The organism is Escherichia sp. MOD1-EC5495, assembly GCF_002965965.1.
Classification (GTDB): Bacteria; Pseudomonadota; Gammaproteobacteria; order Enterobacterales; family Enterobacteriaceae; genus Escherichia; species Escherichia ruysiae.
Map to the genome: position 1 here is coordinate 21084 of NZ_PTRI01000009.1, position 23540 is coordinate 44623.

Sequence of the window (23540 nt, forward strand, 5' to 3'; positions counted from 1 at the left end):
CTTGTAGGCCGGATAAGGCGTTCACGCCGCATCCGGCATTCGGAGTCCAATGCCTGATGCGACGCTGACGCGTCTTATCAGGCCTACTGTTTCGCAACGTATTGAAATCGCTGAGCTTGTAGGCCGGATAAGGCGTTCACGCCGCATCCGGCATCTTACAAATTACTTCGCAATACGCTTGTACTTGATACGCTTCGGCTCCAGCGCGTCTGCGCCCAGCGTGCGTTTCTTATACTCTTCGTACTCGGTAAAGTTACCTTCGAAGAACTCAACTTTACCTTCATCCTGATAATCCAGAATGTGCGTCGCGATACGGTCGAGGAACCAACGGTCGTGCGAGATAACCATCGCGCAGCCCGGGAACTCCAGCAGGGCGTTTTCCAGCGCGCGCAGGGTTTCGATATCCAGGTCGTTGGTCGGTTCGTCGAGCAGCAGCATGTTGCCGCCAACCTGCAGCAGCTTCGCCAGATGCAGACGACCGCGCTCACCACCGGAAAGTTCGCCAACGCGTTTACCTTGATCAACCCCTTTAAAGTTAAAGCGGCCTACGTAGGCACGGCTCGGCATCTCGGTGTTACCGATCTTCATGATATCCAGTCCGCCGGAAACTTCTTCCCAAACGGTTTTGCTGTTATCCATTGAGTCACGGAACTGATCAACAGATGCCAGTTTCACCGTTTCACCTAAAGTGATGGTGCCGCTGTCCGGCTGTTCCTGACCAGAGATCATACGGAACAGGGTCGATTTACCCGCACCGTTCGGCCCGATGATCCCGACGATTGCCCCTTTCGGGATCGAGAAGCTCAGGGAGTCAATCAGCAGGCGATCGCCGTAGGATTTACGCAGGTTGCTGACTTCCAACACTTTATCGCCCAGACGCGGTCCAGGTGGAATAAACAGTTCGTTGGTTTCGTTACGTTTCTGGTATTCGGTGTTGTTCAGCTCTTCAAAGCGCGCCAGACGTGCTTTACCTTTCGACTGACGGCCTTTAGTCCCCTGACGTACCCACTCCAGCTCTTTTTCAATCGACTTACGACGTGCTGCTTCTTGCGAAGCTTCCTGTGCCAGACGCTGATCTTTCTGCTCCAGCCAGGAGGAGTAGTTACCTTCCCACGGAATACCTTCGCCACGGTCAAGTTCGAGGATCCAGCCCGCAACGTTATCGAGGAAGTAACGGTCGTGGGTAATCGCCACAACGGTGCCTTCGAAGTCGTGCAGGAAGCGTTCCAGCCACGCTACGGATTCGGCATCCAGGTGGTTAGTTGGTTCGTCGAGCAGCAGCATGTCTGGTTTTTCCAGCAGCAGGCGGCACAATGCCACGCGACGACGCTCACCACCGGAGAGGTTAGCGATTTTCGCCTCCCAGTCTGGCAGACGCAGCGCATCCGCCGCACGCTCCAGTTGCACATTCAGGTTATGACCGTCGTGAGCCTGAATGATCTCTTCCAGACGACCCTGTTCAGCGGCCAGCTTGTCGAAATCGGCATCCGGATCGGCGTATAACGCATACACTTCATCCAGGCGTTTCAGGGCGTTAACCACTTCAGAGACCGCTTCTTCAATGGACTCACGCACGGTGTGTTCCGGGTTCAGCTGCGGTTCCTGCGGCAGATAACCAATCTTGATATCCGGCTGCGGACGCGCTTCACCTTCGATATCTTTATCGATGCCCGCCATAATGCGCAGCAGGGTGGACTTACCGGCGCCGTTCAGACCCAGGACGCCGATTTTTGCCCCAGGGAAGAAACTCAGAGAGATGTTTTTCAAAATATGACGTTTCGGCGGAACAACTTTGCCGACACGATGCATGGTATAAACGAATTGAGCCACGTTGGACTTCGCCTCTATGTTTATCGTGATGATGAGTTTTCAAAGGCGAAGTGTAGCCTGTTTCCTTATCTAATCCCAGCCGGTCGATCACCCTCCCGATAAAAGTAAAAAAGTGTCCATAACGTGGCGCAAACGGCAATGACTGGTTAGCATAAATCTATTAGGCGGCATGACGCTGCATTGATGTATTTACACTTAGAGGATGCGCTTGTGGAAAAAGCCAAACAAGTTACCTGGCGGCTGTTGGCTGCCGGTGTCTGTCTGCTGACGGTCAGCAGCGTGGCGCGAGCCGACTCACTGGATGAGCAGCGTAGCCGTTACGCGCAAATCAAGCAGGCCTGGGATAATCGACAAATGGACGTGGTCGAACAAATGATGCCATCCCTGAAGGATTATCCACTTTATCCCTACCTGGAATACCGCCAGATCACCGATGATCTGATGAATCAACCGGCGGTCACGGTCACTAACTTTGTTCGTGCTAACCCAACGCTTCCTCCGGCTCGCGCACTACAATCTCGTTTCGTCAATGAACTGGCGCGGCGTGAAGACTGGCGTGGCTTGTTAGCTTTTAGCCCGGAAAAACCAGGGACTACCGAAGCGCAATGTAATTACTACTATGCAAAATGGAACACCGGGCAGAGTGAAGAAGCCTGGCAAGGGGCGAAAAAGCTGTGGCTAACCGGCAAGAGCCAGCCTAACGCTTGCGATAAGTTGTTTAGCGTCTGGCGCGCGTCCGGTAAGCAAGAACCACTGGCTTATTTAGAGCGTATCCGCCTGGCGATGAAAGCGGGCAATACCGGATTGGTGACAGTACTCGCAGGGCAGATGCCTGCCGATTATCAAACTATCGCCTCGGCGATTATTTCACTGGCGAACAACCCTAATACGGTACTGACCTTCGCACGTACTACCGGAGCGACTGATTTTACCCGCCAGATGGCAGCGGTGGCGTTTGCCAGCGTGGCGCGCCAGGATGCAGAAAACGCACGGCTGCTGATCCCGTCGCTTGCCCAGGCGCAGCAGCTTAATGAAGAGCAGATTCAGGAGCTACGCGATATCGTCGCTTGGCGTCTGATGGGCAATGACGTCACCGACGAGCAGGCGAAATGGCGCGATGACGCCATTATGCGTTCGCAATCCACGTCGTTAATTGAACGACGCGTGCGGATGGCGCTTGGCACTGGCGACCGTTCTGGCCTGAATACCTGGCTGGCACGCTTGCCGATGGAAGCGAAAGAGAAAGATGAATGGCGCTACTGGCAAGCGGATTTACTGCTGGAACGCGGTCGTGAAGCGGAAGCAAAAGAGATTTTGCATCAACTCATGCAACAGCGTGGTTTCTACCCGATGGTTGCTGCACAGCGGATCGGCGAAGAGTATGAGCTGAAGATTGATAAAGCGCCGCAGAATATCGACAGTGCTCTGACTCAGGGGCCGGAGATGGCGCGCGTGCGCGAGTTGATGTACTGGAATCTCGATAACACCGCGCGTAGCGAGTGGGCCAATCTGGTGAAGAGCAAGTCAAAAACAGAGCAGGCACAGCTGGCGCGGTATGCTTTCAACAACCAATGGTGGGATCTTAGCGTTCAGGCGACGATCGCCGGGAAACTGTGGGATCATCTGGAAGAGCGATTCCCGCTGGCCTACAACGATCTTTTCAAACGCTACACCAGTGGCAAAGATATCCCGCAAAGCTATGCAATGGCGATTGCTCGCCAGGAGAGCGCCTGGAATCCGAAAGTGAAGTCGCCGGTAGGCGCCAGCGGTCTGATGCAGATTATGCCGGGCACAGCGACCCATACGGTGAAAATGTTCTCAATTCCAGGTTACAGCAGCCCAGGACAATTGCTGGATCCGGAAACGAACATCAACATTGGCACCAGTTACCTGCAATATGTTTATCAGCAGTTTGGTAATAACCGCATTTTCTCATCGGCAGCCTATAACGCTGGACCAGGACGGGTACGCACCTGGCTTGGCAACAGCGCCGGGCGTATCGACGCTGTGGCATTTGTCGAGAGTATTCCGTTCTCCGAGACGCGCGGTTATGTGAAGAACGTGCTGGCTTATGACGCGTATTATCGCTATTTCATGGGCGATAAATCGATGCTTTTGAGCGCCACAGAATGGGGGCGTCGTTACTGAACCGCCCGTTTATGATATGCTATCGTACTCTTTTGCGAGTACAACCGGGGGAGGCATTTTGCTTCCCCCGCTAACAATGGCGACACACTATGGCTCAACAATCACCCTATTCAGCAGCGATGGCAGAACAGCGTCACCAGGAGTGGTTACGTTTTGTTGACCTGCTTAAGAATGCCTACGAAAACGATCTCCATTTACCGCTGTTAAACCTGATGCTGACGCCGGATGAGCGCGAAGCGTTGGGGACTCGCGTGCGTATCGTAGAAGAGTTGTTGCGCGGTGAAATGAGCCAGCGTGAGTTAAAAAACGAACTCGGCGCGGGCATTGCGACCATTACTCGTGGATCGAACAGCCTGAAAGCCGCACCCGTCGAGTTGCGCCAGTGGCTGGAAGAAGTGCTGCTGAAAAGCGATTGATTTTGTAGGCCTGATAAGACGCGCCAGCGTCTTATCAGGCATCGTGCACCGAATGCCGGATGCGGCGTGAACGCCTTCTCCGTCCTACAATGGCTGATACACCGCATTATGAAACGGACTCAGCGCCAGGATCACCGCCTGGTGATAGACGCTGGTGCGGGTGAGTTTCCCGGCGGTAAACACGCCGATTGCTCCTTCTTTACGACCAATCTCATCAATGCCGGTATAGCGCGACATCACGGGGCCAAGCGCCTCACCTTCACGCACTTTCTCCAGAATCATCGCAGGCAACGGCAAAGTTGCTGAACGCGCTTCACCACGCTGGCTGGCGTTTTCAATCACCACCCAACTGAAGGTGCTGTCACCATCAATACCCGCTTCAATCGCTACCCAAAAATCAGCCTCTGGGCGTAAATGACGGGAATTTGCTACCCGATTTCGTGCGCCAGCGCGCGTTTCCTCACTGCCAAAGGGCTGTTCCGGTACGCCGCTCTCGACGGCAACGGACTCAATGTGGCAGGATCCTTCGCCGAAGATCTCGTGAAATGCCTGCAGAATGGCCTGAATTTTAGCGGGATTGGTGGTCGCACAGACAACATGGTGCATAATCAGGATTACTCACAAAATTAACGTTAAAGCAGTATACGGAAAAAAAGCATGTTACAGGTATACCTTGTCCGCCACGGTGAAACCCAGTGGAACGCCGAGCGACGTATTCAGGGCCAGTCTGACAGCCCGCTGACTGCAAAAGGTGAGCAACAGGCAATGCAGGTGGCGAACCGTGCCAAAGAGCTTGGCATTACGCATATCATCAGTAGTGATTTAGGCCGCACCCGGCGTACGGCGGAAATCATCGCCCAGGCTTGTGGTTGTGACATCATCTTTGATTCCCGCTTGCGTGAGTTAAATATGGGCGTGCTGGAGAAAAGACACATTGACTCTCTGACTGAAGAAGAAGAGAACTGGCGTCGTCAGCTCGTCAATGGCACCGTTGACGGGCGTATTCCTGAAGGCGAGTCGATGCAGGAACTTAGCGATCGCGTTAACGCAGCACTGGAATCTTGTCGGGATTTACCACCGGGAAGTCGACCGCTGCTGGTGAGCCACGGTATTGCGCTGGGATGCCTGGTGAGTACCATTCTGGGCTTACCGGCATGGGCAGAACGACGCTTACGTCTGCGTAACTGTTCTATTTCGCGCGTGGATTATCAGGAAAGCCTGTGGCTGGCATCTGGCTGGGTAGTTGAAACTGCAGGGGACATCTCTCATCTGGACGCCCCTGCATTAGACGAACTACAGCGTTAACGACGTATCGGAATAAGCAGCTCGCAGCGCAGATTAATTGGGCGATCTCCCGCTTTGGCATCTTCTGCCGGGTAGTATCGCTCAATATCCTGACCTTTACGGCGAGTCAGGTTGAGCATCGGCATACAGGTTCCGTATACCGTCAGAATAAACTCCTGCACGCCGGTTCCCAGACCTTCGTAGGTAAACATCACATAGTCGCCGCCCTGCAACAGCACCGGATGCCCGGTCAGTACATAGCCGTCGGCTTGATCCCGAGCCAGAGCCGTGGTGTAAAACACTTCTTGCTCGTCGTCTTTATCCTGGCTTGGACGCGTTTCGTTCAAACCGTAAAGCACTGGCGGAATGGTTGGCGAGTTACCGAGAAAATCGTGCCAGAACTGGTAGCGCATTTCATGGCGGAAATCAGAGATTTGCTCCAGCGAGCAGGAGTAGCTCTGGGTAACACCAATCAGCGGCGTATCTTCCAGGGTGACAAATTTGTGCTCTGGCATGGTAAATTCACCCAGACGTAGCGGCGGGCGAATACCAAAGGCGCTCCATTCAGGAGAACGGCGGTAAAGTGCGGGAGTCTGGGCAAACTGCTTCTTGAATGCGCGGGTAAATGTCTGTTGAGAGTCGAAGCGGTATTGCAGCGCGATATCCAGAATCGGACGCGCAGTCAGGCGTAGTGCGACCGCCGATTTCGACAAACGACGAGCACGAATATACGCGCCAATAGCATGGCCAGTGACATCTTTAAACATTCTCTGTAAGTGCCACTTGGAATAACCTGCTTTCGCCGCTACATTGTCGAGCGACAGGGGCTGATCCAGATGACCTTCCAGCCAGATTAAAAGGTCGCGAATAATGCCGGCCTGATCCATAAAATATCCTCATCCTTTCAACAACGAGCACCTGACATCAGGTAATTGGATAATAGCATTTTTTGCTGTTTTAGCATTCAGTGTTTTTTTCTTAGCAGAGTATGTTTTAGGTCTTGACGGAGATAAAAGAATTGAGATTTTGTTCTTAATCAATATGTTATTTATCGTGACGAACTAATTGCTCAGTGTAACTTATAAAAATGGTAACAATATGAAATACAAGCATTTGATCTTGTCCTTAAGCCTGATAATGCTGGGGCCATTGGCTCATGCGGAAGAAATTGGTTCGGTCGACACCGTATTTAAAATGATCGGCCCGGATCACAAAATTGTCGTAGAAGCCTTTGACGATCCCGATGTGAAAAACGTCACCTGTTATGTGAGTCGGGCGAAAACCGGCGGTATTAAAGGAGGATTAGGTCTGGCGGAAGATACTTCCGATGCGGCCATTTCCTGCCAGCAGGTAGGGCCGATTGAACTGTCGGATCGCATTAAAAACGGCAAAGCTCAGGGTGAAGTCGTGTTCAAAAAACGGACTTCTCTGGTCTTTAAGTCGTTACAGGTCGTGCGTTTCTATGACGCCAAACGCAACGCGCTCGCTTACCTGGCTTACTCCGACAAAGTTGTTGATGGTTCACCGAAAAATGCCATCAGCGCCGTTCCTGTCATGCCGTGGCGACAATAACAGAGGCGATTTATGCAACGGGAAACGGTCTGGTTAGTGGAAGACGAGCAAGGGATAGCCGACACGCTGGTCTACATGTTGCAGCAGGAAGGTTTTGCCGTCGAATTCTTTGAACGGGGCTTACCGGCGCTGGATAAAGCGCGCCTGCAGGTTCCTGACGTTATCATTCTCGATGTCGGCCTGCCTGATATTAGCGGTTTCGAACTGTGTCGCCAGTTGCTGGCGCTGCATCCTGCGTTGCCCGTGCTGTTTCTGACCGCCCGTAGTGAAGAGGTGGATCGCCTGCTTGGGCTGGAGATTGGCGCTGACGACTACGTGGCTAAACCATTTTCACCCCGCGAAGTGTGCGCCAGAGTGCGCACCTTACTGCGTCGGGTGAAGAAGTTTTCTACGCCGTCTCCCGTCATCCGTATTGGTCATTTTGAACTGAATGAACCTGCGGCGCAGATAAGCTGGTTTGACACGCCATTAACGCTGACGCGGTACGAATTTTTGTTGTTGAAAACGTTACTCAAGTCGCCAGGCCGTGTCTGGTCACGCCAGCAATTGATGGATAGCGTCTGGGAAGATGCACAGGACACTTACGATCGCACCGTCGATACTCACATCAAAACGCTGCGCGCCAAACTGCGCGCTATAAATCCCGACCTTTCGCCGATTAATACTCATCGCGGAATGGGATACAGTCTGAGGAGCCTGTAATGCGCATCGGGATGCGCCTGTTGCTGGGCTATTTTTTACTGGTGGCGGTGGCGGCCTGGTTCGTACTGGCAATTTTTGTCAAAGAAGTTAAACCTGGCGTGCGAAGGGCGACGGAAGGGACGCTGATCGACACCGCAACGTTGCTGGCGGAGCTGGCGCGTCCCGATTTGCTCTCTGGTGACCCCGAGCATGGACAACTGGCGCAGGCGTTTAACCAGCTACAAAATCGCCCGTTTCGCGCCAATATCGGCGGCATTAACAAAGTGCGCAATGAATACCATGTCTATATGACCGATGCGCAGGGCAAAGTATTGTTCGATTCGGCAAATAAAGCCGTGGGGCAGGATTATTCCCGCTGGAATGATGTCTGGTTAACGTTGCGTGGTCAGTATGGCGCGCGTAGCACGTTGCAAAATCCTGCCGATCCCGAAAGTTCTGTAATGTATGTTGCCGCGCCGATTATGGACGGTTCGCGGCTAATTGGTGTTTTGAGCGTAGGCAAACCGAACGCAGCGATGGCGCCGGTCATTAAACGCAGTGAGCGGCGAATTTTATGGGCGAGTACCATTTTGTTGGGGATTGCGCTGGTGATTGGCGCGGGAATGGTTTGGTGGATCAACCGCTCCATTGCCCGGCTCACCCGCTATGCTGATTCCGTTACCGACAATAAGCCCGTTCCTCTCCCTGAACTCGGCAGTAGCGAGCTGCGTAAGTTAGCGCAGGCTCTGGAAAGTATGCGCGTGAAGCTGGAAGGGAAAAACTATATTGAGCAGTATGTTTACGCATTAACCCATGAGCTAAAAAGCCCACTGGCGGCGATTCGTGGCGCGGCGGAAATTTTACGTGAAGGCCCACCGCCGGAAGTAGTGGCTCGCTTTACCGATAATATTTTGACGCAAAATGCGCGAATGCAGGCGCTGGTTGAAACGTTATTACGCCAGGCAAGACTGGAGAATCGCCAGGAAGTGGTTCTTTCTGCGGTTGATGTAGCGGCATTATTTAACCGCATCAGCGAAGCGCGCACCGTGCAGCTGGCAGAAAAAAATATCACTCTGCATGTTATGCCCATTGAGGTTAACGTTGCTGCTGAACCTGCGTTACTGGAGCAGGCGCTGGGGAATTTACTGGATAACGCCATCGATTTCACTCCCGATCATGGCTGCATAACGCTTAGTGCTGTGGCAGATCAGGAGCAAGTCACGCTTAAGGTGCAGGATACCGGCAGTGGCATTCCTGACTACGCGCTGCCGCGCATTTTTGAACGTTTTTACTCTTTGCCACGTGCAAATGGGCAAAAAAGCAGTGGTCTGGGGCTGGCGTTTGTCAGCGAAGTTGCCCGTTTGCTCAATGGCGAAGTCACGCTGCACAACATGCCGGAAGGCGGTGTGCAGGCCTCGCTTCGGCTTCACCGTCACTTCACATAACTTCAAATTCTTCCCACATAGCCTTCATACACTGCCGCCATTGTAAAGGAGAAGACTATGTTGAAATCCCCCCTGTTCTGGAAAATGACCACTTTGTTTGGCGCGGTGTTGCTGTTGTTAATTCCATTAATGTTGATTCGGCAGGTGATTGTCGAACGTGCCGATTACCGTAGCGATGTTGAAGATGCAATTCGTCAAAGCACCAGCGGGCCACAAAAGTTGGTTGGGCCGCTTATCGCTATTCCTGTGACCGAGCTTTATACGGTGCAGGAAGAGGATAAAACTGTGGAGCGCAAGCGGAGTTTTATCCGTTTCTGGTTACCGGAGTCGTTGATGGTTGATGGCAATCAGAATGTGGAAGAACGGAAGATCGGTATTTATTCCGGCCAGGTCTGGCACAGTGATTTAACGCTGAAAGCCGATTTTGACGTTTCGCGTCTTAGCGAACTTAATGCGCCAAATATCACCTTAGGCAAGCCGTTTATCGTGATTAGCGTTGGTGATGCGCGTGGCATTGGCGTGGTGAAAGCGCCTGAACTTAACGGAACTGCGCTGACTATTGAACCTGGCACCGGGTTAGGGCAAGGCGGGCAGGGCGTGCATATCCCTTTACCCGAAGGAGACTGGCTGAAGCAGAACCTGAAGCTGAATATGGCGCTTAATTTAAGCGGTACTGGTGATTTTTCTGTGGTGCCGACGGGACGTAATAGCGAGATGACCTTAACCAGCAACTGGCCGCACCCCAGTTTTTTAGGCGATTTTTTGCCAGCGAAGCGGGAAATAAGTGCATCCGGTTTTCAGGCGCAATGGCAAAGTAGCTGGTTTGCTAATAATCTCGGTGAGCGTTTTGCTTCAGGCAATGATAGCGGCTGGGAAAATTTCCCGGCGTTTAGCGTCGCAGTCACTACGCCAGCCGATCAGTATCAATTAACGGATCGGGCGACCAAGTACGCCATTTTGCTGATCTCGCTAACTTTTATGGCCTTCTTTGTCTTTGAAACATTAACGGCAAAGCGTTTACACCCGATGCAATATTTGCTGGTAGGGCTGTCATTGGTGATGTTTTATTTGCTCTTGTTGGCGCTTTCTGAACATACCGGTTTTACCGTGGCCTGGATAATCGCCAGTCTGATTGGGGCGTTAATGAACGGTATTTACTTGCAGGCAGTATTAAAAGGCTGGCGGAACAGCATGTTGTTTACCTTCGCGCTGTTATTGCTGGATGGCGTGATGTGGGGACTGCTGAATTCTGCCGATAGCGCGCTGTTGTTGGGAACCAGTGTGCTGGTGGTGGCGCTGGCAGGCATGATGTTTGTGACACGTAATATCGACTGGTATGCGTTTTCACTGCCGAAAATGAAAACCAGTAAAGAAGTCACAACGGACGATGAGTTACGCATCTGGAAATAATGTTGAAAATAAAAACGGCGCTAAAAAGCGCCGTTTTTTTGACGGTGGTAAGCCGATTAATCTTCCAGATCACCGCAGAAGCGATAACCTTCACCGTGAATGGTGGCGATGATTTCCGGCGTATCCGGCGTAGATTCGAAATGCTTACGAATACGACGGATTGTCACGTCTACAGTACGGTCGTGCGGCTTCAGCTCACGGCCGGTCATTTTCTTCAGCAGTTCAGCACGAGACTGAATTTTGCCTGGGTTTTCACAGAAGTGAAGCATGGCGCGGAACTCGCTGCGCGGCAGTTTGTACTGCTCGCCATCAGGGCCGATCAACGAACGGCTGTTGATGTCCAGTTCCCAACCATTGAACTTGTAGCTTTCAACGCTACGACGTTCTTCGCTGACAGTACCCAGATTCATGGTACGAGACAGCAAGTTGCGTGCACGGATAGTCAGTTCACGCGGGTTGAACGGTTTGGTGATGTAATCGTCTGCACCGATTTCGAGGCCGAGAATTTTATCGACTTCGTTGTCACGGCCAGTCAGGAACATCAACGCAACATTCGCCTGCTCGCGCAGTTCACGCGCTAACAGAAGACCGTTCTTACCCGGCAGATTGATATCCATGATCACCAGGTTGATGTCATATTCAGAGAGGATCTGATGCATTTCCGCGCCATCTGTCGCTTCGAAAACATCATAGCCTTCCGCTTCGAAAATACTTTTCAACGTGTTGCGTGTTACCAACTCGTCTTCAACGATAAGAATGTGCGGGGTCTGCATGTTTGCTACCTAAATTGCCAACTAAATCGAAACAGGAAGTACAAAAGTCCCTGACCTGCCTGATACATGCTGCAAATTAACATGATCGGCGTAACATGACTAAAGTACGTAATTGCGTTCTTGATGCACTTTCCATCAACGTCAACAACATCATTAGCTTGGTCGTGGGTACTTTCCCTCAGGACCCGACAGTGTCAAAAACGGCTGTCATCCTAACCATTTTAACAGCGACATAACAGGCTAAGACGTGCCGGACACCCAATAAAACTACGCTTCGTTGACATATATCAAGTTCAATTGTAGCACGTTAACAGTTTGATGAAATCATCGTATCTAAATGCTAGCTTTCGTCACATTATTTTAATAATCCAACTAGTTGCATCCTACAACTAATAAACGTGGTGAATCCAATTGTCGAGATTTATTTTTTATAAAATTATCCTAAGTAAACAGAAAGATATGTAGCGTTTTTTAACAATTGAACGGTTAGTACAGTCAAGAAATAGTTTAGCTTTTTTTAAGTTAAGTAAAGGGCTTTTTCTGCGACTTGCGTTAATATTTTGTAAATTCTCTCCGCGCAGTAAGTTGACATTCATCACTCTATTCGCGGTTATTTGGTCAAGAAGAGTAGCAACATGCGTTTGACGATTATTCTGGTCGCACCCGCCAGAGCAGAAAATATTGGGGCAGCAGCGCGGGCAATGAAAACGATGGGTTTTAGCGAACTGCGGATTGTCGATAGTCAGGCACACCTGGAGCCAGCCACCCGATGGGTTGCACATGGATCCGGTGATATTATTGATAATATTAAAGTTTTTTCAACGCTGGCTGAATCGTTACATGACGTAGATTTCACTGTTGCCACCACAGCGCGTAGTCGGGCGAAATATCATTACTACGCGACACCGGTGGAACTGGTGCCATTGTTGGAAGAAAAATCGGCGTGGATGAATCACGTGGCGCTGGTCTTTGGTCGTGAAGATTCCGGGCTGACCAACGAGGAACTGGCACTGGCTGATATTCTTACCGGTGTGCCAATGGTGGCAGATTACCCTTCGCTCAATCTGGGGCAGGCGGTGATGGTCTATTGCTATCAATTAGCAACATTAATACAACAACCGACGAAAAGTAACGCAACGGCAGACCAACATCAACTGCGCGCTTTACGCGAACGTGCCATGTCGTTGTTAACGACGTTAGCGGTGGCAGATGACACAAAACTGGTCGACTGGTTACAGCAACGTCTGGGGCTTTTAGAGCAACGGGATACCGCAATGTTGCATCGTTTGTTGCATGATATTGAAAAAAATATCACCAAATAAAAAACGCCACGTCATGTGGTTTTTAGGTTTTCATTCTGACTGCAACGGGAAATCTGTCTCTGAGTGGATTAAAAAAAGAGTACCTGCCAGCAGCTTATGAACTGGTTGCCTTCCGTGAGTAAATTAAAATTTTATTGACTTAGGTCACTAAATACTTTAACCAATATAGGCATAGCGCACAGACAGATAAAAATTACAGAGTACACAACATCCATGAAACGCATCAGCACCACCATTACCACCACCATCACCATTACCACAGGTAACGGTGCGGGCTGACGCGTACAGGAAACACAGAAAAAAGCCCGCACCTGACAGTGCGGGCTTTTTTTTCGACCAAAGATAACGAGGTAACAACCATGCGAGTGTTGAAGTTCGGCGGTACATCAGTGGCAAATGCAGAACGTTTTCTGCGGGTTGCCGATATTCTGGAAAGCAATGCCAGGCAGGGGCAGGTGGCTACAGTCCTCTCTGCTCCCGCCAAAATAACCAACCATCTGGTGGCGATGATTGAAAAAACGATTAGCGGCCAGGATGCTTTGCCTAATATCAGCGATGCCGAACGTATTTTTGCCGAACTTCTGACGGGACTCGCCGCCGCCCAGCCGGGTTTTCCGCTGGCGCAACTGAAAACTTTCGTCGATCAAGAATTTGCCCAAATCAAACATGTTCTGCATGGTATCAGCCTGTTGGGACAGTGCCCGGACAGCATCAACGCTGCGTTGATCTGCCGTGGTGAAAAAATGTCGATCGCCATTATGGCCGGTGTACTGGAAGCGCGCGGTCACAACGTTACCGTTATCGATCCAGTCGAAAAACTGCTGGCTGTCGGTCACTACCTCGAATCTACCGTCGATATTGCTGAATCCACCCGCCGTATTGCTGCAAGCCGCATTCCGGCTGACCACATGGTGCTGATGGCAGGCTTCACCGCCGGTAATGAAAAAGGCGAACTGGTGGTGCTGGGACGCAATGGTTCCGACTACTCCGCTGCGGTGCTGGCTGCTTGTTTACGTGCCGATTGTTGCGAAATCTGGACGGACGTCGACGGGGTCTATACCTGCGACCCGCGTCAGGTGCCCGATGCGAGGTTGTTAAAGTCGATGTCCTATCAGGAAGCGATGGAGCTTTCCTATTTCGGCGCTAAAGTTCTTCACCCCCGCACCATTACCCCCATCGCTCAGTTCCAGATCCCTTGCCTGATTAAAAACACCGGAAATCCACAAGCGCCAGGGACGCTCATTGGTGCCAGCCGTGATGAAGATGAATTACCGGTCAAGGGTATTTCCAATCTGAATAACATGGCGATGTTCAGCGTTTCTGGTCCCGGAATGAAAGGGATGGTCGGCATGGCGGCGCGCGTCTTTGCAGCAATGTCACGCGCCCGCATTTCAGTGGTGCTGATTACGCAATCGTCTTCCGAATACAGCATCAGTTTCTGCGTTCCACAAAGCGACTGTGTGCGAGCTGAACGGGCAATGCAGGAAGAGTTCTATCTTGAACTGAAAGAAGGCTTACTGGAGCCGCTGGCAGTGACAGAACGGCTGGCTATTATCTCGGTGGTGGGCGATGGTATGCGCACGCTGCGTGGGATCTCGGCGAAATTCTTTGCCGCGCTGGCTCGCGCTAATATCAACATTGTCGCCATTGCCCAAGGGTCTTCTGAACGTTCAATCTCCGTGGTGGTAAATAACGATGATGCGACCACTGGCGTGCGCGTTACTCATCAGATGCTGTTCAATACCGATCAGGTTATCGAAGTGTTTGTGATTGGCGTCGGTGGCGTTGGCGGCGCGCTGCTGGAGCAACTGAAGCGTCAGCAAAGCTGGCTGAAGAGTAAACATATTGATTTACGAGTCTGTGGCGTTGCCAACTCGAAGGCGTTGCTGACCAATGTGCATGGTCTTAACCTGGAAAACTGGCAGGAAGAACTGGCGCAAGCTAAAGAGCCGTTCAACCTTGGGCGCTTAATTCGCCTGGTGAAAGAATATCATCTGCTGAATCCGGTTATTGTTGACTGCACCTCCAGCCAGGCGGTGGCGGATCAATATGCCGACTTCCTCCGCGAAGGTTTCCACGTGGTGACTCCGAACAAAAAGGCCAACACCTCGTCGATGGATTATTACCACCAGTTGCGTTACGCGGCGGAAAAGTCGCGGCGTAAATTCCTCTATGACACCAACGTCGGTGCGGGATTACCGGTCATTGAGAATCTGCAAAACCTGCTCAACGCAGGTGATGAGTTGATGAAGTTCTCCGGCATTCTTTCAGGTTCGCTTTCTTATATCTTCGGCAAGTTAGACGAAGGCATGAGTTTCTCCGAGGCGACCACGCTGGCGCGGGAAATGGGCTATACCGAGCCGGATCCGCGTGATGATCTTTCTGGTATGGATGTGGCGCGCAAACTGTTGATTCTCGCCCGTGAAACTGGACGTGAACTGGAATTAGCGGATATTGAGATCGAACCTGTGCTGCCCGCAGAGTTTAACGCAGAGGGTGATGTTGCAGCTTTTATGGCGAATCTGTCACAGCTCGACGATCTCTTTGCCGCACGCGTGGCGAAGGCTCGTGATGAGGGCAAAGTTTTGCGTTATGTTGGCAATATTGATGACGATGGCGTCTGCCGCGTGAAAATTGCTGAAGTGGATGGTAACGATCCGCTGTTCAAAGTGAAAAATGGCGAAAATGCCCTGGCCTTCTATAGCCACTATTATCAGCCGCTGCCGTTGGTTCTGCGCGGATATGGGGCGGGCAATGACGTTACGGCTGCCGGTGTCTTTGCCGATTTGCTACGCACCCTCTCATGGAAGTTAGGAGTCTGACATGGTTAAAGTTTATGCTCCGGCTTCCAGTGCCAATATGAGCGTTGGGTTTGATGTGCTCGGCGCGGCGGTAACGCCTGTTGATGGCGAGTTGCTTGGGGATGTGGTGACGGTTGATGCGGCAGAGACATTCAGTCTCAACAACCTTGGACGGTTTGCCGACAAGCTACCGTCAGAGCCACGAGAAAATATCGTTTATCAGTGCTGGGAGCGTTTTTGCCAGGAATTGGGCAAGCAAATTCCAGTGGCGATGACCCTGGAAAAGAATATGCCGATCGGTTCTGGCTTAGGTTCCAGCGCCTGTTCGGTGGTCGCGGCACTGGTAGCGATGAATGAACACTGCGGCAAGCCGCTCAATGATACCCGCTTACTGGCCTTGATGGGCGAGCTGGAAGGGCGTATCTCTGGCAGCATTCATTATGACAACGTGGCACCGTGTTTTCTTGGTGGTATGCAGTTGATGATCGAAGAAAACGACATCATCAGCCAGCAAGTGCCCGGGTTTGATGAGTGGCTGTGGGTGCTGGCGTATCCGGGGATTAAAGTCTCGACGGCAGAAGCCCGGGCTATTTTACCGGCGCAGTATCGCCGCCAGGATTGCATTGCGCACGGGCGACATCTGGCAGGCTTCATTCACGCCTGCTATTCCCGTCAGCCTGAGCTTGCCGCGAAGCTGATGAAAGATGTTATCGCTGAACCCTACCGTGAACGGTTACTGCCTGGCTTCCGGCAGGCGCGGCAGGCGGTTGCGGAAATCGGCGCGGTAGCGAGCGGTATCTCTGGCTCCGGTCCGACCTTGTTCGCTTTGTGTGACAAGCCGGATACCGCCCAGCGCGTTGCCGACTGGTTGGGTAAGAACTACCTGCAAAATCAGGAAGGTTTTGTTCATATTTGCCGGCTGGATACGGCGGGCGCACGAGTACTGGAAAAATAAATGAAACTCTACAATCTGAAAGATCACAACGAGCAGGTCAGCTTTGCGCAAGCCGTAACGCAGGGGTTGGGCAAAAATCAGGGGCTGTTTTTTCCGCACGATCTGCCGGAATTCGGCCTGACCGAAATTGATGAGATGCTGAAACTGGATTTCGTCACCCGTAGCGCGAAGATCCTTTCGGCGTTTATTGGTGATGAAATCCCGCAGGACGCACTGGAAGAGCGCGTTCGCGCGGCGTTTGCCTTTCCGGCTCCGGTTGCCAAAGTTGAAAGCGATGTCGGTTGTCTGGAACTGTTCCACGGGCCAACGCTGGCATTTAAAGATTTCGGCGGTCGCTTTATGGCGCAAATGCTGACCCACATAGCGGGCGATAAGCCAGTGACCATTCTGACTGCAACCTCCGGCGATACCGGGTCGGCAGTGGCTCACGCTTTCTACGGTTTACCGAATGTAAAAGTGGTTATCCTCTATCCGCGCGGCAAAATCAGTCCCCTGCAAGAAAAGCTGTTCTGTACGCTGGGCGGCAATATTGAAACCGTTGCCATCGACGGCGATTTCGATGCCTGTCAGGCTCTGGTGAAGCAGGCGTTTGATGATGAAGAACTGAAAGTGGCGCTGGGGTTAAACTCCGCTAACTCCATTAACATCAGCCGCTTGCTGGCACAAATTTGCTACTACTTTGAAGCTGTGGCGCAGTTGCCGCAGGAAGCGCGCAACCAGCTGGTTGTCTCGGTGCCGAGCGGTAACTTCGGCGATTTGACGGCAGGCCTGCTGGCGAAATCTCTCGGTCTGCCGGTGAAGCGTTTTATCGCTGCCACTAACGTGAACGATACAGTGCCGCGTTTCCTGCACGACGGGCAGTGGTCGCCAAAAGCCACCCAGGCGACGTTATCCAATGCGATGGATGTTAGCCAGCCGAATAACTGGCCGCGTGTGGAAGAGTTGTTCCGCCGGAAAGTCTGGCAACTGAAAGAGCTGGGTTATGCAGCGGTGGATGATGAAACCACGCAACAGACGATGCGCGAGTTAAAAGAGCTGGGCTATACCTCAGAACCGCACGCTGCTGTGGCTTACCGTGCGCTGCGTGACCAGTTGCATCCAGGCGAATATGGTCTGTTCCTCGGCACCGCACATCCGGCGAAGTTTAAAGAGAGTGTGGAAGCGATTCTCGGTGAATCGCTGGCGCTGCCAAAAGAGCTGGCAGAACGAGCTGAATTACCGCTGCTTTCTCATTATCTGCCCGCCGATTTCGCCGCGTTGCGCAAGCTGATGATGAATCATAAGTAGTATCCATTAATTTCCTGAAAATGGCCGGACTTGCGTTTATGCAGTTCGGCTTTTTTATGGAGAAAACATGAGAAAAATCGACAGAAAAAAAGGAGAAATTTTCAATAAATGCGGTAACTTAGCTCTTTCAATTGTAGAGAATGACAACGGGGATTCTTTTACCGTAAGCTCCTGATATCGGCCCATAACTGGCAATGATAAAAGGAGTCACCTGTGAAAAAGATGCAACCTATCCTACTCGCACTTTCCCTGATTCTGGTCGCTCCTATGGCAGCGCAGGCTGGGGAAATAATGCTAGTACCTTCAGTGACATTACAGATTGGCGATCGCGACCACCGTGGTTACTACTGGGATGGCGGTTACTGGCGTGACCGTGACTGGTGGTATCGAAATTATGAATGGCGAGACAATCGCTGGCACCCACACGGATCGCCGCGTCATAATTGGTATAATGATCATCGAAATGATCACCGTGGAGATCATCGACACGATCACGGCGGCGATCATCGTCCAGGTCCGGACAGTCACCATCGGTAAATATAAATGCCGGATGACCTCCGGCATTTGAGACTGATGACAAACGCCAAATTGCCTGATGCGCTACGCTTATCAGGCCTACGTGATCTCTACAATATATTGAATCTACATGTTTTGTAGACCGGATAAGGCGTTTACGCCGCATCCGGCATTTACCACAAACTTAACGCAGTTCGTAGCGTTTAAACACCAGTTCGCCATTGCTGGAGCTGGCTTCATCGAAGAAGTAACCTTCACTATTAAAACCAGTCAGTTGCTCTGGTTTGGTCAGGCGATTTTCAATAATAAAACGACTCATCAGGCCACGCGCTTTCTTAGCGTAGAAGCTAATAACCTTAAACTTACCGTTCTTCTCATCGAGGAACACCGGCTTGATAATCTCAGCATTCAGTTTCTTCGGTTTCACTGATTTAAAATACTCATCTGATGCCAGGTTAATCACTACCTGATCGCCTTGCGCTTCGAGCGCCTCGTTCAGCTTGTTGGTGATCACATCACCCCAGAATTGGTACAGATCTTTACCCCTGGCGTTCTCAAGACGGATACCCATCTCCAGACGATATGGCTGCATTAAATCGAGCGGGCGCAGTACGCCATACAAACCGGAAAGCATACGCAAATGCTGCTGGGCAAAAGCGAAATCGTCTTCACCGAAGGTTTCGGCCTGTAAACCGGTGTAGACATCGCCTTTGAACGCCAGAATCGCCTGTCGGGCATTCTCTGGCGTGAAATCTGGCTGCCAGTCATGAAAGCGAGCGGCGTTGATACCTGCCAGTTTGTCGCTGATGCGCATCAGCGTGCTAATCTGCGGGGGCGTCAGCTTCCGCGCTTCGTGAATAAGCTGCTGTGAGTGATCTAACAGCTCCGGCAACGTATAGCGCGTGGTAGCCAACGGGCTTTGATAATCAAGCGTTTTCGCAGGTGAAATCAGAATCAGCATATCCAGTCCTTGCAGGAAATTTACAGCGACTGTAGCAAAAAAAGCGGATGAATTGATCGATAGTTGTGATTAGTCCCGCGAAACATCATCCCACGTATCAGGCGCGAGTTGCTGGTCGATATCTGGGTAGCGCAGTGGATCAAACACCGGACGCACACCAAGTTTACGCTGGCGAAGATAATCACTGGCAATGGTATGCACTACCGGAGAGAGCAGCAAAATAGCGGTCAGATTAGTGATAGCCATACACGCCATAATAATATCAGCCAGTTGCCACATCATGGGTAGGCTAAGTAGCGTGCCACCAATCACGGTGGTAAAGATGCAGATACGCAGGCACCAGATCGCTTTGGGGCAGTTCAGGCGTAAAAAGAAAAGGTTATTTTCTGCATAAATGTAATTGGCGACGATGGAGCTGAAGGCAAACAGAATTACCACTATTGTGACAAACTCTGCCCCCCAGGAACCCATTAGTGCTTGCATCGCTTTCTGGAGAAGTTGTATACCCTCCAGCGGCATATAGGTTGTACCGTTTCCGGCCAGTAATATCAGCATGGCGCTCGCCGTGCAGATGACCAGGGTGTCGATAAAAATGCCGATCATCTGGACAATGCCTTGCGCAGCCGGATGCGGCGGCCAGGATGCCGCTGCCGCCGCTGCGTTTGGTGTCGAACCCATTCCCGCCTCATTAGAAAACATACTGCGCTGAAAGCCGTTTGTAACCGCCTGACTCAGGGTGTAGCCCGCCGCGCCGCCTGCCGCTTCCTGCCAGCCAAAGGCGCTTTCAAAAATAGACCAAATGACGTGAGGAAGTTGCTCGATATTCATCGCACAAATGACCAGACTGGCGAGTACCCAGATTAATGCCATCGCGGGGACAAACCATTGCATCAGTCGGGCTACGCCATGAATACCGTGGGTTATCGCCAACAGGGTAAAGACGGCGAGAATGATGCCAGTTACTAATGGTGGAACATCAAACGCAAAATTCATCGCGCGGGCAACGGCGTTTGCCTGAACACCGCTGAAAATCAATCCGTAGGCAATGAGCAAAAAGATAGCGAATAGCACGCCCATCCAGCGCATCCCCAATCCACGCGCCATATACCATGCTGGACCACCGCGAAACTGCCCATTAGCGTCACGTTCTTTATAAAGCTGGGCAAGGGAACATTCTGCAAAAGAGGTCGCCATGCCGATAAATGCGGCAATCCACATCCAGAAGATAGCACCGGGTCCACCGGCAGTAATGGCCAACGCAACACCTGCGAGGTTACCGCTGCCGACGCGCGCGGCAAGGCTGGTGCACAGTGACTGAAAAGAGGTTAAGCCACCCGGTTGGGGATGAACGCTATTTTTGAGACTTTTGCCAAACTGGCGAATATAGCGAAACTGAACGAATCCGGTGCGAAAAGTGAACCAGCAACCTGCACCGAAGAGCAGGTAGATCATCACTGATCCCCATAGGACATTGTTAATAAAAGAGAAAAAATCAGGCATTCGTATCCCTCTTGTCGCCGGCACGCGGTTACATTCCTGTGTAAACGTTACCAATTGATTAAGAATTATATACGATGTGCATTGGTAGATAACGCTTGGGTAACATACTCGAGTTTTTGTTTAAAAATGGCGAGCGATATCAACGCAGTGTCAGAAAACCTAAACAGTCTCGCCTGGCTATAACCCTCTCGTCTGCGGTTGCGCTGTCGTTGCGTCGTGATATCATCAGGGCAGACCGGTTACATCCCCCTAACAAGCTGTTTAAAGAGAAATACTATCATGACGGACAAATTGACCTCCCTTCGTCAGTACACCACTGTAGTGGCCGACACTGGGGACATCGCGGCAATGAAGCTGTATCAACCGCAGGATGCCACAACCAACCCTTCTCTCATTCTTAATGCAGCGCAGATTCCGGAATACCGCAAGTTGATTGATGATGCTGTCGCATGGGCGAAACAGCAGAGCAACGATCGCGCACAGCAAATCGTGGACGCGACTGACAAACTGGCCGTAAACATTGGTCTGGAAATCCTGAAACTGGTTCCTGGCCGTATCTCCACTGAGGTTGATGCGCGTCTTTCTTATGACACTGAAGCGTCAATTGCGAAAGCAAAACGCCTGATCAAACTCTACAACGATGCGGGCATCAGCAACGATCGTATTCTGATCAAACTGGCGTCTACCTGGCAGGGTATCCGTGCTGCTGAACAGCTGGAAAAAGAAGGTATCAACTGTAACCTGACTCTGCTGTTCTCCTTCGCTCAGGCGCGTGCTTGTGCGGAAGCGGGCGTGTTCCTGATCTCTCCGTTCGTTGGTCGTATTCTGGATTGGTACAAAGCCAATACCGATAAGAAAGAGTACGCTCCGGCAGAAGATCCGGGCGTGGTATCTGTATCGGAAATCTACCAGTACTACAAAGAGCACGGTTATGAAACCGTGGTTATGGGCGCAAGCTTCCGTAATATCGGCGAAATTCTGGAACTGGCAGGCTGCGACCGTCTGACCATCGCACCGGCACTGCTGAAAGAGCTGGCTGAGAGCGAAGGGGCTATCGAACGTAAACTGTCTTACACCGGCGAAGTGAAAGCGCGTCCGGCGCGCATCACCGAGTCCGAGTTCCTGTGGCAGCACAACCAGGATCCAATGGCAGTAGATAAACTGGCGGAAGGTATCCGTAAGTTTGCTGTTGACCAGGAAAAACTGGAAAAAATGATCGGCGATCTGCTGTAATCATTCTTAGCGTGACCGGGAAGTCGGTCACGCTACCTCTTCTGAAGCCTGTCTGTCACTCCCTTCGCAGTGTATCATTCTGTTTAACGAGACTGTTTAAACGGAAAAATCTTGATGAATACTTTACGTATCGGCTTAGTTTCCATCTCTGATCGCGCGTCCAGCGGCGTTTATCAGGATAAAGGTATCCCTGCACTGGAAGAATGGCTGACATCGGCGCTCACCACGCCGTTTGAACTGGAAACCCGCTTAATCCCCGATGAGCAGGCGATCATCGAGCAAACGTTGTGTGAGCTGGTGGATGAAATGAGTTGCCATCTGGTGCTCACCACGGGCGGAACTGGCCCGGCGCGTCGTGACGTAACGCCCGATGCGACGCTGGCAGTAGCGGACCGCGAGATGCCGGGCTTTGGTGAACAGATGCGCCAGATCAGCCTGCATTTTGTACCAACTGCGATCCTTTCGCGTCAGGTGGGCGTGATTCGCAAACAGGCGCTGATCCTTAACTTACCCGGTCAGCCCAAGTCTATTAAAGAGACGCTGGAAGGTGTGAAGGACGCTGAGGGTAACGTTGTGGTACACGGTATTTTTGCCAGCGTACCGTACTGCATTCAGTTGCTGGAAGGGCCATACGTTGAAACGGCACCAGAAGTGGTTGCTGCATTCAGACCGAAGAGTGCAAGACGCGACGTTAGCGAATAAAAAAATCCCCCCGAGCGGGGGGATCTCAAAACAATTAGTGGGATTCACCAATCGGCAGAACGGTACGACCAAACTGCTCGTTCAGTACTTCACCCATCGCCAGATAGATTGCGCTGGCACCGCAGATCAGACCAATCCAGCCGGCAAAGTGGATGATTGCGGCGTTACCGGCAATGTTACCGATCGCCAGCAGGGCAAACAGCACGGTCAGGCTAAAGAAAACGAATTGCAGAACGCGTGCGCCTTTCAGCGTGCCGAAGAACATAAACAGCGTAAATACGCCCCACAGACCCAGGTAGACACCAAGGAACTGTGCATTTGGCGCATCGGTCAGACCCAGTTTCGGCATCAGCAGAATCGCAACCAGCGTCAGCCAGAAAGAACCGTAAGAGGTAAAGGCGGTTAAACCGAAAGTATTGCCTTTTTTGTACTCCAGCAGACCGGCAAAAATTTGCGCGATGCCGCCGTAGAAGATGCCCATAGCAAGAATAATACCGTCCAGGGCGAAATAACCCACGTTGTGCAGGTTAAGCAGAATGGTGGTCATGCCGAAGCCCATCAGGCCCAGCGGTGCCGGATTAGCCAACTTAGTGTTGCCCATAATTCCTCAAAATCATCATCGAATGAATGGTGAAATAATTTCCCTGAATAACTGTAGTGTTTTCAGGGCGCGGCATAATAATCAGCCAATGGAGCAGTGTCTA

23 protein-coding genes and 1 other annotated feature are annotated in these 23540 nt (G+C 51.6%); of the genes, 16 read left to right on the forward strand and 7 right to left on the reverse strand.

Features of this window, described 5'->3' with window-relative positions:
* Positions 1-162: 162 nt before the first annotated feature.
* Positions 163-1830 carry an energy-dependent translational throttle protein EttA gene (gene ettA / locus BEG40_RS08900; protein WP_000046760.1) on the reverse strand — a complete coding sequence of 556 codons (1668 nt, stop codon included), beginning with the start codon at positions 1828-1830 and terminating at the stop codon, positions 163-165.
* Positions 1831-2040: 210 nt separating this feature from the next.
* Between ettA and sltY the strand changes: the two genes are divergently transcribed.
* Both sltY and trpR read left to right on the forward strand, forming a co-directional pair.
* The gene (gene sltY / locus BEG40_RS08910; RefSeq protein ID WP_105285259.1) at positions 2041-3978 is read left to right on the forward strand and encodes a murein transglycosylase; all 1938 of its coding nucleotides are present in this window, start codon (positions 2041-2043) and stop codon (positions 3976-3978) included.
* Between the two features lie 89 nt (positions 3979-4067).
* Positions 4068-4394 carry a trp operon repressor gene (trpR, locus tag BEG40_RS08915; RefSeq protein WP_000068670.1) on the forward strand — a complete coding sequence of 109 codons (327 nt, stop codon included), beginning with the start codon at positions 4068-4070 and terminating at the stop codon, positions 4392-4394.
* Between the two features lie 84 nt (positions 4395-4478).
* Here trpR and yjjX read toward each other — a convergent pair whose 3' ends face one another.
* Positions 4479-5000 (reverse strand): inosine/xanthosine triphosphatase, encoded by a 522-nt coding sequence (gene yjjX / locus BEG40_RS08920; protein ID WP_105285260.1) that lies wholly within the window; start codon positions 4998-5000, stop codon positions 4479-4481.
* Positions 5001-5051: 51 nt separating this feature from the next.
* On the opposite strand from yjjX, the gene gpmB reads away from it, so the two are divergent.
* Complete coding sequence (gene gpmB / locus BEG40_RS08925) at positions 5052-5699, forward strand: 2,3-diphosphoglycerate-dependent phosphoglycerate mutase GpmB (protein ID WP_000942335.1); 648 nt, start codon at positions 5052-5054, stop codon at positions 5697-5699.
* On the opposite strand, the gene robA is transcribed toward gpmB, so the two are convergent.
* A complete protein-coding gene (gene robA / locus BEG40_RS08930) occupies positions 5696-6565 on the reverse strand; it encodes an MDR efflux pump AcrAB transcriptional activator RobA (RefSeq protein WP_000371672.1) in 870 nt (289 codons plus the stop codon). The genes gpmB and robA overlap by 4 nt on opposite strands.
* 211 nt (positions 6566-6776) lie before the next feature.
* On the opposite strand from robA, the gene creA reads away from it, so the two are divergent.
* From creA to creD, 4 genes are read left to right on the forward strand one after another with little or no spacing between them, the layout of a single operon-like run.
* Positions 6777-7250 carry a protein CreA gene (gene creA, locus BEG40_RS08935; RefSeq protein WP_000875485.1) on the forward strand — a complete coding sequence of 158 codons (474 nt, stop codon included), beginning with the start codon at positions 6777-6779 and terminating at the stop codon, positions 7248-7250.
* Between the two features lie 12 nt (positions 7251-7262).
* On the forward strand, positions 7263-7952 hold the full coding sequence (gene creB / locus BEG40_RS08940) for a two-component system response regulator CreB (RefSeq protein WP_001188653.1): 690 nt from the start codon (positions 7263-7265) through the stop codon (positions 7950-7952).
* Positions 7952-9376, forward strand: coding sequence for a two-component system sensor histidine kinase CreC (creC, locus tag BEG40_RS08945; protein WP_105285261.1), 1425 nt, complete (start codon positions 7952-7954; stop codon positions 9374-9376). Before creB ends, creC begins: the two co-directional genes overlap by 1 nt.
* A gap of 57 nt (positions 9377-9433) precedes the next feature.
* On the forward strand, positions 9434-10786 hold the full coding sequence (gene creD / locus BEG40_RS08950; protein ID WP_105285262.1) for a cell envelope integrity protein CreD: 1353 nt from the start codon (positions 9434-9436) through the stop codon (positions 10784-10786).
* A gap of 56 nt (positions 10787-10842) precedes the next feature.
* On the opposite strand, the gene arcA is transcribed toward creD, so the two are convergent.
* Positions 10843-11559 (reverse strand): two-component system response regulator ArcA, encoded by a 717-nt coding sequence (gene arcA, locus BEG40_RS08955; protein ID WP_001194358.1) that lies wholly within the window; start codon positions 11557-11559, stop codon positions 10843-10845.
* Positions 11560-11654: 95 nt separating this feature from the next.
* Here arcA and yjjY point away from each other — a divergent pair, with 95 nt between their 5' ends.
* From yjjY to BEG40_RS08990, 7 genes are all read left to right on the forward strand, one after another.
* Positions 11655-11795, forward strand: a complete 141-nt coding sequence (yjjY, locus tag BEG40_RS08960; RefSeq protein ID WP_001303782.1) for a YjjY family protein — start codon at positions 11655-11657, stop codon at positions 11793-11795.
* Positions 11796-12194: 399 nt separating this feature from the next.
* The gene (locus BEG40_RS08965; RefSeq protein WP_105285263.1) at positions 12195-12881 is read left to right on the forward strand and encodes a tRNA/rRNA methyltransferase; all 687 of its coding nucleotides are present in this window, start codon (positions 12195-12197) and stop codon (positions 12879-12881) included.
* 213 nt (positions 12882-13094) lie between these two features.
* Entirely contained in the window at positions 13095-13160 is a 66-nt protein-coding gene (thrL, locus tag BEG40_RS08970) for a thr operon leader peptide (RefSeq protein WP_001386572.1), read from the forward strand.
* Positions 13096-13215 (forward strand) — a sequence feature (Thr leader region). It overlaps the preceding gene by 65 nt.
* Before the next feature lie 25 nt (positions 13216-13240).
* On the forward strand, positions 13241-15703 hold the full coding sequence (gene thrA / locus BEG40_RS08975; RefSeq protein ID WP_001264717.1) for a bifunctional aspartate kinase/homoserine dehydrogenase I: 2463 nt from the start codon (positions 13241-13243) through the stop codon (positions 15701-15703).
* A gap of 1 nt (position 15704) precedes the next feature.
* On the forward strand, positions 15705-16637 hold the full coding sequence (thrB, locus tag BEG40_RS08980; protein WP_016159427.1) for a homoserine kinase: 933 nt from the start codon (positions 15705-15707) through the stop codon (positions 16635-16637).
* Entirely contained in the window at positions 16638-17924 is a 1287-nt protein-coding gene (gene thrC / locus BEG40_RS08985; protein WP_105285264.1) for a threonine synthase, read from the forward strand. It abuts the gene before it with no gap.
* Between the two features lie 222 nt (positions 17925-18146).
* A complete protein-coding gene (locus BEG40_RS08990) occupies positions 18147-18461 on the forward strand; it encodes a DUF2502 domain-containing protein (RefSeq protein ID WP_194309646.1) in 315 nt (104 codons plus the stop codon).
* 163 nt (positions 18462-18624) lie between these two features.
* Here the strand turns inward: BEG40_RS08990 and yaaA are convergent, their stop codons facing one another.
* Both yaaA and BEG40_RS09000 read right to left on the reverse strand, forming a co-directional pair.
* Positions 18625-19401 carry a peroxide stress protein YaaA gene (gene yaaA / locus BEG40_RS08995; protein ID WP_021550163.1) on the reverse strand — a complete coding sequence of 259 codons (777 nt, stop codon included), beginning with the start codon at positions 19399-19401 and terminating at the stop codon, positions 18625-18627.
* Between the two features lie 69 nt (positions 19402-19470).
* Complete coding sequence (locus BEG40_RS09000) at positions 19471-20901, reverse strand: alanine/glycine:cation symporter family protein (protein WP_105285265.1); 1431 nt, start codon at positions 20899-20901, stop codon at positions 19471-19473.
* A gap of 279 nt (positions 20902-21180) precedes the next feature.
* Here BEG40_RS09000 and tal point away from each other — a divergent pair, with 279 nt between their 5' ends.
* The gene (gene tal, locus BEG40_RS09010; RefSeq protein WP_000130187.1) at positions 21181-22134 is read left to right on the forward strand and encodes a transaldolase; all 954 of its coding nucleotides are present in this window, start codon (positions 21181-21183) and stop codon (positions 22132-22134) included.
* A 114-nt stretch (positions 22135-22248) separates the two neighbouring features.
* Complete coding sequence (mog, locus tag BEG40_RS09015) at positions 22249-22836, forward strand: molybdopterin adenylyltransferase (protein ID WP_001295414.1); 588 nt, start codon at positions 22249-22251, stop codon at positions 22834-22836.
* 34 nt (positions 22837-22870) lie between these two features.
* Here the strand turns inward: mog and satP are convergent, their stop codons facing one another.
* Positions 22871-23437: an acetate uptake transporter gene (satP, locus tag BEG40_RS09020; RefSeq protein WP_000528538.1), complete on the reverse strand. Its 567-nt coding sequence runs from the start codon at positions 23435-23437 to the stop codon at positions 22871-22873.
* Positions 23438-23540 lie beyond the last annotated feature (103 nt).